This window comes from Youngiibacter fragilis 232.1, from assembly GCF_000495435.3.
GTDB lineage: Bacteria > Bacillota > Clostridia > Clostridiales > Clostridiaceae > Youngiibacter > Youngiibacter fragilis.
In genome coordinates this window covers 1-11468 of sequence record NZ_AXUN02000004.1, presented here as the reverse complement: position 1 = coordinate 11468, position 11468 = coordinate 1, and the positions used below count along the sequence as shown (strand labels likewise).

General features: G+C 40.9%; 11 protein-coding genes. All 11 read left to right on the top strand.

All coding sequences use genetic code 11. The annotated features are described in order from the left end of the window. Positions 1-261: 261 nt before the first annotated feature. On the top strand, positions 262-1068 hold the full coding sequence (gene frlD / locus T472_RS00355) for a fructoselysine 6-kinase (protein ID WP_023383460.1): 807 nt from the start codon (positions 262-264) through the stop codon (positions 1066-1068). Position 1069: 1 nt separating this feature from the next. Then, the gene (frlC, locus tag T472_RS00350; RefSeq protein WP_023383461.1) at positions 1070-1894 is read left to right on the top strand and encodes a fructoselysine 3-epimerase; all 825 of its coding nucleotides are present in this window, start codon (positions 1070-1072) and stop codon (positions 1892-1894) included. 2 nt (positions 1895-1896) lie between these two features. After that, positions 1897-2760 carry an amidohydrolase family protein gene (locus T472_RS00345; protein ID WP_023383462.1) on the top strand — a complete coding sequence of 288 codons (864 nt, stop codon included), beginning with the start codon at positions 1897-1899 and terminating at the stop codon, positions 2758-2760. Further along, positions 2754-3182, top strand: coding sequence for a secondary thiamine-phosphate synthase enzyme YjbQ (locus T472_RS00340; RefSeq protein ID WP_023383463.1), 429 nt, complete (start codon positions 2754-2756; stop codon positions 3180-3182). The genes T472_RS00345 and T472_RS00340 overlap by 7 nt, the downstream gene beginning before the upstream one ends. Before the next feature lie 158 nt (positions 3183-3340). Next, a complete protein-coding gene (locus T472_RS00335; protein WP_023383464.1) occupies positions 3341-4171 on the top strand; it encodes a sugar phosphate isomerase/epimerase family protein in 831 nt (276 codons plus the stop codon). 214 nt (positions 4172-4385) lie between these two features. Next, positions 4386-5780 carry a sigma-54 interaction domain-containing protein gene (locus tag T472_RS00330; RefSeq protein ID WP_023383465.1) on the top strand — a complete coding sequence of 465 codons (1395 nt, stop codon included), beginning with the start codon at positions 4386-4388 and terminating at the stop codon, positions 5778-5780. Positions 5781-6044: 264 nt separating this feature from the next. Beyond that, a complete protein-coding gene (locus tag T472_RS00325) occupies positions 6045-6863 on the top strand; it encodes a beta-keto acid cleavage family enzyme (RefSeq protein ID WP_023383466.1) in 819 nt (272 codons plus the stop codon). A gap of 15 nt (positions 6864-6878) precedes the next feature. Continuing rightward, on the top strand, positions 6879-7703 hold the full coding sequence (locus T472_RS00320; protein ID WP_023383467.1) for an N-acyl homoserine lactonase family protein: 825 nt from the start codon (positions 6879-6881) through the stop codon (positions 7701-7703). Positions 7704-7718: 15 nt separating this feature from the next. Continuing rightward, positions 7719-8489, top strand: coding sequence for a cyclase family protein (locus tag T472_RS00315; RefSeq protein ID WP_023383468.1), 771 nt, complete (start codon positions 7719-7721; stop codon positions 8487-8489). A 51-nt stretch (positions 8490-8540) separates the two neighbouring features. Further along, complete coding sequence (locus T472_RS00310; protein WP_023383469.1) at positions 8541-10535, top strand: sodium:solute symporter family protein; 1995 nt, start codon at positions 8541-8543, stop codon at positions 10533-10535. A 248-nt stretch (positions 10536-10783) separates the two neighbouring features. Then, the coding region (locus T472_RS00305; protein ID WP_023863198.1) for a thiolase family protein at positions 10784-11468 on the top strand (685 nt) is incomplete at its 3' end.

The following is an 11468-nucleotide window of genomic DNA, read 5'->3' as shown; positions in this document are numbered from 1 at the left end:
ATGAGGTCCTTGGGGTTTTTCCTTATCCAAATTAATGACATTATACAGAGCAATTTCACGACAGGCAATCAAATCTATTGCAATTCACTTCAAGCGGTCTAAAACACGATGAGCTTTACGTTAGAAACAAAGACCTCATGCACAGTCTATATGACCTGAAATAGTTGAGATTCAAAATAACTGTCACTAGGAAAGCTTTCCGAAGGTACCATAACTTCAGAACAGCATGGAAGTCGATCAAATGGAGTAAAGGAGTTAAGTATGAGAGCAGCGATGATCGGGGATAACTGCATAGATTACTATGAAAGACTTGGAAGGTGGTATCCTACTGGAAATGTTGTGGATACCGGCGTGAATATGAAGAAGCTGGGGATGAATGTGTCCTTGATAAGCACCACAGGGACGGACGAGCATGGGAAGCTTGTAGTCCGTACATTGAACGAACTGGGTCTCGACCTGTCACACCTTACGATAAAAGAAGGGATGACAGCGGTAACCTATATGGATTTAGTCGATGGCGAGAGAATTCATGGGGAGTATGTGGAAGGTGTACTGGAGAATATGGAGTTCAGTGAGGAGGACATCAGTTTTGCAGCGGAGCACGAGCTGATCCACAGTGCCTTATGGGGGAAGGCTGAAAATATTCTTGGGGAGATTCGAAAGAAAAGCCAGAGAATCTTCAGCTTCGATTATGCGGACAGACTGGAAGATCCCATTATCCGTATAACAGCACCCTACATAGATTACGGATTCTTCTCATATCATTCCGGGCGTGATCCGTTCATAGAGGATTATCTGAGAGAAAGAGTGTCACATGGAATGAAACAGGCCATTGCCACACTTGGTGAGAAAGGAAGCCTTGTCTATGATGGGAAAGAATTCTACGAGTACGGGGTATTTCCCTGTGAGGTAGTCAATACCATAGGCGCAGGCGACAGTTTTATTGCAGGATACCTATATGGTGTCCTGAATGGAATTTCAATAGAAAAGTGTCAGGAAACAGGAGCAAGGTTAGCGTCTGAAGTGATTGGTGTTTTTGGCCCATGGACAGAACAGAGGAGTGAATGATATGAAAATAGGACTGTTTACAAGTGGGTATCAGAGAAATCCATTGGAGCATGCATTTATTGATGCAAAGAGATTCGGGTATGACTATATTGAGCTTTGGGGAGGCAGACCTCATGCATATGCACCGGACCTTAAGAATGGAGACATCAACATCATCAAATCCTTGATGGAGAAATATGATGTTCAAATTCTTGGCTACACTCCGGAACACAATGCATATCCCTACAACTTTATGATTGGCTCTGAGTCCATGAGAAGAGACTGTATTGAATACCTGAAGCTTTGCATGGATATGGGAAAGGAAATGGGGGCTGAGTTCACGATGATCAGTCCAGCCCATGCAGGCTATGGAACAAGATATGATGAAATGTGGAATAGGCTTACGACTACGGTACGGGAGCTTGCGGACTATGCTGAGAAAATTCAGCATAAAATCGTTGTGGAGGCATTGACTCCTTATGAGACGAATGTGGTGAAAAGTGCCAATGACCTGGCACGACTGTTCGATCATGTTGATTCACCACATGTTGTAGGAATGTGTGACATCGTACCTCCTTTCGTCCAGGGAGAAAGCATCATGGCCTATTTTGATCTGTTAAAGGACAAGATGAGACATATGCATGTCATTGATGGGAAAAATGGGGAGGATACACATTACCTTCCTGGAGAAGGGGATATACCACTTGCTGAGCTTCTGTCTGAGATAGAAGCCTATGGGTATGAGGGGGCTGCAACGATTGAGCTTGTGACTAGCTATATCAATGAACCAAGACTATATGCGAAAAGAGCCATTGATCAATTAAGAGCATTGATGGAGAGGAGGTAATCATGTTTATTGACATGCATGTGCATCCGGACTTTTATCAGCCTATTAGTGAGGATGAGACAACCCTTGATTTAAGACATGAGTCGTTAAATATCCATCTTAATGGAGTCGCACCATTAGAACATATCTACAACCAGATGAACTGTGCCGGTCTTGACCAGCTGTGCCTCCTTGGCAGTGACTACAGCTCATCACACGGACGTCCTGTGGTGAGCAATGAGGAAGTTGCATTACTTGTGGAGAAGTCCCAAGGTAAGTTCATTGGTTTTGCAGGTGTGGATCCTTGCAGGGAAGATGCAAGCGAGGCTCTTATTCATGCATTCGAAACGCTTGAATTACGTGGCCTTAAGCTTAATTTGAGCAAGTTCAAGCTTTTTCCGATGGATGATAGGCTTCTACCCTTATACGATATCTGCCTGAAATATAATAAACCGATTATATTCCACAGCGGAATATCTCTGGAGCATGATACGGAAATGAAGTTTTCCAAACCGCTGGAATTTGAACCGGTAGCTCAGAAGTATCCGGATCTAAAGATCTGCCTCGCTCATTTTGGCTGGCCATGGGTCCAGGATACTGCAGCTATGATGCTGAAGTACCGGAATGTCTATACGGATACTGCCCTGCTTTATTTTGATAGTGCCCTGGAGTTTTATAGGCGCGTATTTACTCATGATTTGGCTCTTACATGGATTGATCGGAGTTTAAGGCACCAGATTATGTTTGGCAGCAACAATCCGAGATTCGAACAGATAAGAATGGCAAAAGCCATAGGAGAACTGGGATTGCGGGCGTCAACACTTGAACTTATAATGTCTCAGAATGCGCTTGTTTTCCTGGGCGAGAAGGAGGCTTTAGCATGGTAGAGCACCACTTCATTAAACTTCTGACAAAACAATACAACGAATGGATCCTTATCACTGAAGAACTCAAGGGGATCTGCACCGAATCCAAGATTCGCAATGGCATCATGTATGTGATTTCGAGACATACTACAACAGGTGTGACTGTGAATGAATCACTGGAGTGTCTTGAGAGCGACTTAAGTGATATGTTGGAAAGACTTATTCCAGAGGATTTTCCCTATGCTCATGCAAGGCTATTGTCTTCCTACGGGTCAACTGCAGGAAACCCTACCGGTCATCTGAAAAGCCATCTTACAGGAAATCATTGTGTGTTACCGATAATAGATGGAACTATCTCTAAAGGGGATGCACAGGACATCTACTTTTGCGAGTTCGACGGACCAGCGTCCAGGACCATTACAGTGACCATCATTGGAGAATAGGAAAATTTGTATACAGGATTCCTATTGTTTGATTTTCTGCACTTAAGGAGAGGATGAGAATTTCTGTTGATTCCGATTTTTCTGGTATAAGGATTTAACTTCTGCTTTACCTGGAAAGTCAGAGGTGATTTCGAGTTATTCATACAAGGAGATTTTATATGGAAAATATTGCAGTCTTAAGTGTTCAGTATGTTCAATACAGTTTTGAGTATTTTCTGGAATCCATGGAACAGTGTGGTGTTAAGAATATTGAGTTTTGGGGAGCGATACCCCATTACTGCAGATTAGACTACAGCAGCAGAGAGGAAGCTCACAAGGTTCTTAAGAATATTAGAGAGAGAATTGAAGGGAAAGGTATGAAGGTGATTTTGTACACGCCTGAAACCCTGGCCTATCCTTACAGTTTTTCACATCCAGGTGAAAGAGTTCGAAACCGCACAATAAAGTACTTTGAGGATGCGTTTCAGGATGCTATTGCATTGGGCACGAAAAGGATATTCATAAACTCTGGTTGCGGGTTAAGAGATTTGGATAGAGAAGTATCGTGGAATTACGCGGTGGATACAATAAGAAAAATCTGCATTGCTGCCCAGCAATATGATGTTGAGCTTGTGCTGGAGCAGTTGCAGCCTTACGAAAGCAATCTGGTATGTTCACTTGCAGATATTGAACGGATGATTGAAAATGTGGATTGTGAGAATTTGAAAGTCTGCTTGGATGTGGTTGCCATGGAAGTGACTGGTGATACCGTAGATGATTTCTTCCATGCTTTAGGTGATCGAATTGTTCATATTCATCTTGCTGACAGCAATCATCAGATTTTGGGAGAAGGAGAGTATCCTGTCAAAGATTATCTTAATGATATTGAAAAGAATAAATTTCAAGGATATATATCACTTGAAATCAATGATTCAATCTACTGGAAGGATCCCCATGACTCGATCAGGAAGTCCATGAAGTATTTAGAAGATTATGAACGGAATAAATAGAGTAGGACACCGGAAGACTATTGCACTCGACAAAGTGTAAGGATTACTTAAAATATAATATAAGTATATTAGATCACTAATGTCTACTTCACATTGAAGTAGAATGCATTAGTGATCTAGCGCTTTTTAAAGACACAACAAATGTTGAATATAAATATTTTCACATGTATCATTGAATTTAAGTGAAGAGTATTTGGACTGAGGGGGTGAGTATATGACGCTGGACAATCGCTTGAATATAGATCATGAACTACTTTGTTTGATTATTAATAGCCTAGAAGGGGTAGCAATTACAGATAAAGAAGGAAGATATATTTATGTGAATCAATCATGGACCCGGATGATGGATGGATTGACTATTGATGATGTTTATGGGAAACATGTAAGGGATATTATACCTGAAAGTGGTATTTATGAAGCACTGGAAAAACGCGAGCCTGTAATAGGACATGGTGTGAAAGTTAAAATTGGAAATGGAAAGGATGCTTTTACGTCTTATTATCCAATAATTAAAGATGGTGAACTTGTAGCAGGATTTATTCATGTAATTATCACTGGCTTAAAAAGCGCGCAGGAATTTACTACAAAGGTAAATACCATGACAAGCCAAATCGAATACTATAAGAAAGAGCTTAGGAAGATTCATGGAGCAAAGTATTCAGTAAATAACATAATTGGCAAGAGCAGCTTGATTGCTGATTTGAGGGAGAGCATCAAAAGAGCGGCACTTACAAATTCAACAGTGCTAATTGAGGGAGAAACAGGTTGTGGGAAAGAACTCGTAGCACACGCAATACATGATCTCAGTCCCAGAACAGAGGCTCCCCTCATTAAGATTAATTGTGCAGCAATTCCTACAGAACTGCTTGAGTCGGAATTTTTCGGATATTGCGATGGTGCATTCACCGGAGCGAGAAAAGGTGGTAAGGCAGGTAAGTTCCAACTAGCTGAAAATGGTTCGATTTTTTTAGATGAAATCAACCAGATGCCATTGCACCTTCAACCCAAACTGCTCAGAGGTCTTCAGGAAAAAGAGATTGAGCAGGTTGGTGGTAAAGAGCCAATTCCAATAAATGTCAGAGTTATTGTGGCTTCAAATGTTAATCTGAAGAAGATGGTTGAGAGTAATAAGTTCAGAAGTGATTTGTTCTATAGGCTTAATGTAGTCAATATTAAAATTCCACCATTGCGTGAGAGAAGAGAGGATATCCCTCTATTATGCATGGATATAATCGAAAAGTTGAATTATCAGCTAGGGATGCTTGTTGAAGATATCAATCCAATAGCAATTGAAAAATTGATGCTGTACGATTGGCCTGGGAATGTAAGGGAACTCCAGAATGTAATTGAAAGAGCGATGAACATGGCTCGTGGACAAATTCTTGAGTGGCAACACTTCAAGGACTACTTTGAAACAAAGCACATTTCAAAAGGAAAAAACAAATCATTTAAAGATGGAATTACTATGAGGGTAGCAAAAGCTGAACTCGAAAAGGACATCATTATTAAAGCACTGGAAACCAGTCGAAATAATAAGACTGTTGCTGCAGACTCTTTAGGAATCTCACGAATGATGCTTTACAAAAAAATTAAAAAGTACAATATCTAAGTAAGCAACCTGTTCAAGAGAACAGGTTGTTTTACTGTAAACAAAAATATACGTAAACAAAGGTATACACGTCCTGTAAACCTTACCACAGTAATGGTTTGCTGGATTTGGATTATTTTAGTGTAAACAAAAATATACACTATATAATTGCGGCTGCTTGTCAAAATCCTTGATTACCAAGCATTATCTACTAATTATCAATTGGCACAAATATTGCTATATATTCTATGGAGTCCAAATCAATAATCAGGAAGGAGGAAAATGATGGCAAAGACAATTATTACTGTAGCTACAACGGGTGCTTGGCCTACAAAAGCAGATAATCCAAATGTACCGATGACGCCTGAAGAGATTTCAAATGACGTATATGAATGTTGGAAGGCGGGTGCTGCTATTGCTCATTTGCATATGAGGGATGCTGATGGCAAAGGCACAATGGATAAGTCGCTATTCGAAAAAACGGTGATGTTAATTCGTGAAAAGTGTGACATCGTTATCAATTGCACTACTTCAGGAGATCTGAATGCAACAGATGAAACAAGACAAGCACACCTAAAGAGCATACAACCTGAGATGGCTTCTTATGACTGTGGAAGCATGAACTGGATGAATTCGACATTATTTATCAATCACCCTAAATTCCTCGAGGAACTGGGGTTGACTATGCAAGAATACAGGGTTAAACCTGAAATTGAAGTGTTCGATTCAAGCTTCATTTACAATGCTATGCATTATGTCAAAAAGGGTGTGCTTAAGACCCCAGTGCATTATCAGCTTGTATTAGGTGCGGCAGGAGGTACAACTGCAACAGTCGAAAACCTTGTATACCTTAAGAGCCTTATACCAGAGGGATCTACTTGGTCAGCATTTGGAATAGGCCGTGGACACATGCCTATCTTGTATGCAACAATTGCACTCGGTGGTCATATCAGAGTAGGAATGGAAGATAATGTCTTTTATTCCAAAGGGGTACTAGCTGCATCCAACGCCCAATTCGTAGAGCGAGCAGCACGAATCATCAAGGAGTACGGAAATGAAGTAGCGACACCAGATGATGCCAGAGAAATGTTGTCATTGAAATAAAAGGGAGGGATAGTTTTGGGAAATTGGAAAATCAAATCGCTTTATTATGGAAAGATTACCGTCCCAAAAGGCAACTTAACTGCCGGATTAGATCCAGACCTTCTTATTGATTTCCCTTATACAGGATTTCTGTTACAAGATGGAAAGCAGAATGTCCTGGTGGATACAGGCATTCATGAGGATCATATAATCGATGGAAAGGCATGGGGTGGATGTCCTGCAGAAGGCGGGAATAGTTTTGTGCTGAATGCGCTAGAAATGGAAGGATTAACACCAAAGGATATTGACACTGTAGTTTATACTCACCTCCACAATGATCATGCGGGATGCGCTCTTCTTTTTCCAGAAGCTAAAACCTACTTTCAGAAGGATGAGTATTTGAATTTACTGAATCCTCTTCCTACACAGAAGATTAGAGAAGATTTTGATGCCCGTACTCCAGGGGATTTGGCACAGCTTAAGGACATCTATGTCTTGGATGGAGACATGATTCTTCCTAATGGATTAGAGCTATATAAAGTCCCAGGTCATACTTCAGGCTCTATGGCAATAGTGGTTCCAACTGCTGAAGGTCGATATGTCATTACTGGAGACATACCACATCTTGGTGTGAGCCTATTCCCTAAATTAAATAAAATGGAACTTCTCGGAGGAGAAATTGTTGATATAACTCCTGCTCCAGATAAAATGATGCCATATCTTTTCAATAGTGTCATTTATAACCATTATGCAGCCTATGACAGCTTTAATAAACTTAAGTCGCTCGCACAGGAATTTGAACCCAGATGGTATCTAACTGGACATGATTGCTGGGTAATAAATAAACATTCTTTCGGTTAAAGGAGAAATATTATTATGAAAATATATGATTTAAGCATAGCTCTAGAAGATGGATTGCCGAGTGATCCTCCTATACAGATACCGAAAATCCGATATTTCAACCATAAGGAAACAGCTGAACAGATGGCTAGTTTTTTTGGTAATGCGACTAAAGATGACCTGCCTGATGGAAATGGTTGGGCAATTGATTTCCTGGATGTCTGTACACATGCTGGAACTCATCTTGATGCACCATACCACTTTTATCCTACAATGAACGGAGGTGAACCTGCATGGACAATTGACCAGGTCCCACTAGAATGGTGTATTGGGAATGGCGTTAAGGTGGATTTTCGAGATAAGCCTGACGGATATAAAGTTATGGCAAAGGATTTTGAGGAATACTTCGAAAAAATAGGCTATACGCTAAAAGAAGGGGATATAGTTCTTCTGAATACCGGAGCATCTGCCAGATGGGGAAAGGCAGAATATCTTGTTGCTGGGTGCGGTGTAAGTAAAGAGGCAACACTATGGCTCATCGACCACGGAGTACATGTTGTAGGAACAGATGGATGGAGCTGGGATGTTCCACTTCCATTCATTGGGAAAGAGTTCGACGAGACAGGGAATAAGGATGTAATCTGGGAAGGGCACAGAGCTGGTGCTGAGAAGGCATACTGCCATCTTGAGAAACTTACTAATCTTGAAAGTCTGCCACTATTCGGGTTTCAGGTAAGCTGTCTGCCTATAAAAATTAAAGGAGCAAGTGCAGGCTGGTCTAGGGTTGTTGCTTTCCTGGAAGACTAAAAATCAAAGTGAAATCTTGAGTGATAATAATATCTTAGAGGGAGGAAAAAAATGACATCGACTGTTGTATTCTTAATTATGTTCATTATTTTTGCAGCGATTCTGGTAGGCATGGGAATCTATAGCAGAAAATGGGTTTCAGATTCATCAGATTATATCCTTGCTGGTCGTGAGATTTCAACTCCTGTTAACATGATGGGTATAGCTGCAATTGGATTTGCGGGGACATCTATTGCTCTTGCACCTGGCTTTACTGTTTTGAATGGATTTAAGGCCTCATTCCTGTGGAGTTTCATTTACACAGTATGTGGACTCCTGTTCTTTGCACTAATATATGCTAAGTTTATTCGTCGCTGTGGTTCGCAAACCTTACCTGAATATCTTGAAATGAGATATGACGGTACTGTACGTTCTGTTGTATCAATCACTAGTGTCATAGGTATGGCTGGAATTCTTGCTAATAACATCGTATCCTGCGCGAATACTATCTCGGGATATACTGGCTGGGATAGCACGATTGTTATAGGGGTAATATTTCTTATAATAATATCATTTACCTTTATATCAGGTCTCTGGGCAACTACACTTACCGACTTCTTTCAAGTTGTAATTGGTACAATAGCGATTCCGCTTCTAATTTTTCTCCTAATGAGAAAATATGGCGGATTTGAAGCTATCAATGCTAATTGGATGAATAATAATTTTGTCCAAAATGGAATATCAGGACTTGCAATAAAAGGAACTGCATTAACGTATCCTTCAATACTTAACTTCGTTATCCTTTTTGCAGCAGCACTAGTATGGGGCAATAACTATTACTGGATGAAGATTGCAAACTGCCGAAGCGAAAAGGTTGCTCGAAACTCATTCATCCTTGCAACAATAGTGCTTCTTGTCATATTCCTTGTTCCACTTGGATTAATAGGGGCATATGCTGGAGCATTCATGAAGGATAAATTTGTACTTGCAGGTCTTGGTGGAAAATTGATACATACCGGGGCATATGGTTTGATTGCATCCACTTTTGTTCCTATACTAGGATCATTCTTCGTTATAGGAGCAGTAGCGGCCTCAATATCAACTGCTTCAACAGCTGCATTGGGAGCCACAGCAGTTGGAACCCGTGATATTTACCAACGTTTGATCAATAAAAATGCTGATCCAAAGAAAACGCTTATTGCATCTAAAATCATTATGGTTCTTATTGGCATACTTACCTGGGTTATATGCTTGCTGCCGGGTGGACCTACTTACATCTTCGCTTTTGCAAATTGTTGGCTTGTACCTCCAGCTATTCTCCTTGGTCTTGGAGCGTTCTGGCCAAGATTCAATACCCGGGGTGCTCTTTGGGGAGCAGTGGCAGGAATGAGCAGCATGTTTGTGCTAACTCTTCTAGGCGACATACTAAAAATATTTATAATCAACAATTATATATACCTTGCTACTTTAGGATTCCTAATCACTCTGGTTGTAGCAGTTGGTGCAACACTTACTGAAAAACCTAAATATTATGGCGCTTCCAGCTGGGAGAGAATACCTACTGAAACAAACAGGGAGAAGATTGAGCTAAATGATTTTGACACTAAGATTCTTGAAATGATTCGCTTGGGGCATTGTTATATGTCTGACTTGACCGATGCAATGGGCGTTGACTCTAAAATCAGTGGAGCATCAATTGAAAGGCTTGATCGAGGGGGATATATTGTCCGCGAAGGTCTTAGTGGGAGCAAATTCTATTCATTCTCTATCACAGATAAGGGTATTGCTGTCCTTCCAAAACTTAGCGGAATGGATGAAACTCTAGCGAAAGTTAACCTCACTCCACTTTACGTTGAACTGCTCAAAGTTGCTGAAAAAGGTGCTGAAGAACAGGCTGCATTTGTAAAAAACAATGGTATTAAATCTATGCGTATGTCATCAATATGTTCACATCTTACTAGACAGGGGTACGTCATAGAACGAGGAATGTACAAGAGACGTCTGGAAGTAACTGAGAAAGGAAAACAGATAATTAAATCAACCCTCACAAATGAACAGGCGATTTAAAATTAATTAATACAGATTAATTAGCTGACAAACTCAAGAAATGTGATGTAAGGTATTGGATTCAAATCTTGTTATCTGATTTGCTTTTACCAATGATAGCAGAATCGTATTGGTGAAAATGTGGGTAACTTAAAAATGATATCCGGTACCTTACATTATTTATAAGAGTATAATCAATTGGTTTAAAGAATTGAGTCTATTATTTATTTCGATGAAAAATAGTAGGATTTTAGCGAGGAGGCAGGGTAATGAGGGATGTTGTAATTGTAATTGCTTCAAGGACACCGATAGGGAGCTTCATGGGTTCTTTTTCTGATGTGCAGGCAAAGACTCTTGGAGCAGTGAGCTTAAGGGAAACTATCAGAAGGGCTGGAATAGACCCGAGGATAATCGATGAGGTCATAATCGGGAATATCAGCGGAACTGACCCTAAGGGAAATCCTGCAAGGGAGGCGGCGCTTGATGCCGGTATACCAATAGAGGTGCCGGCCTTCACTGCAAACAAGAACTGCGCATCAAGCATAAAGAGCGTATCCCTTGCAGCAACTATGATAAAGGCCGGGGAGGCCGATATCATGCTTGCGGGGGGCATGGAGAACATGACAAGGATCCCCTACATAATAAGAAACGCCCGCAAAGGACTGAGGATGGGGAAGGACACTATTGATGACCTTCTGTCTGACCTTCTTGAGGGAATGGGGATGACAGCTGAAAGACTTGCTGAAAAATACGGTATCAGCCGTGATGAACAGGACAGGTTTGCCTATTCCAGCCAGATGAAGGCCGCTAAGGCTATGGAGCTCGGGGCGTTCGATGATGAGATAGTTCCGGTTGATGTGAGCACAAGGAAAGGAATTGTAACAATTTCGAAGGATGAGGGCGTGAAGCCGGGCACGACACTTGAAGGACTTGCAACCTGGATTCCCGAAAACT

Excerpts from the sequence above, each read along its gene's own strand:
- frlD (WP_023383460.1), top strand. The coding sequence starts at position 262 with ATGAGAGCAGCGATGATCGGGGATAACTGCATAGATTACTATGAAAGA.
- frlC (WP_023383461.1), top strand. The coding sequence starts at position 1,070 with ATGAAAATAGGACTGTTTACAAGTGGGTATCAGAGAAATCCATTGGAG.
- T472_RS00345 (WP_023383462.1), top strand. The coding sequence starts at position 1,897 with ATGTTTATTGACATGCATGTGCATCCGGACTTTTATCAGCCTATTAGT.
- T472_RS00340 (WP_023383463.1), top strand. The coding sequence starts at position 2,754 with ATGGTAGAGCACCACTTCATTAAACTTCTGACAAAACAATACAACGAA.
- T472_RS00335 (WP_023383464.1), top strand. The coding sequence starts at position 3,341 with ATGGAAAATATTGCAGTCTTAAGTGTTCAGTATGTTCAATACAGTTTT.
- T472_RS00330 (WP_023383465.1), top strand. The coding sequence starts at position 4,386 with ATGACGCTGGACAATCGCTTGAATATAGATCATGAACTACTTTGTTTG.
- T472_RS00325 (WP_023383466.1), top strand. The coding sequence starts at position 6,045 with ATGGCAAAGACAATTATTACTGTAGCTACAACGGGTGCTTGGCCTACA.
- T472_RS00315 (WP_023383468.1), top strand. The coding sequence starts at position 7,719 with ATGAAAATATATGATTTAAGCATAGCTCTAGAAGATGGATTGCCGAGT.
- T472_RS00310 (WP_023383469.1), top strand. The coding sequence starts at position 8,541 with ATGACATCGACTGTTGTATTCTTAATTATGTTCATTATTTTTGCAGCG.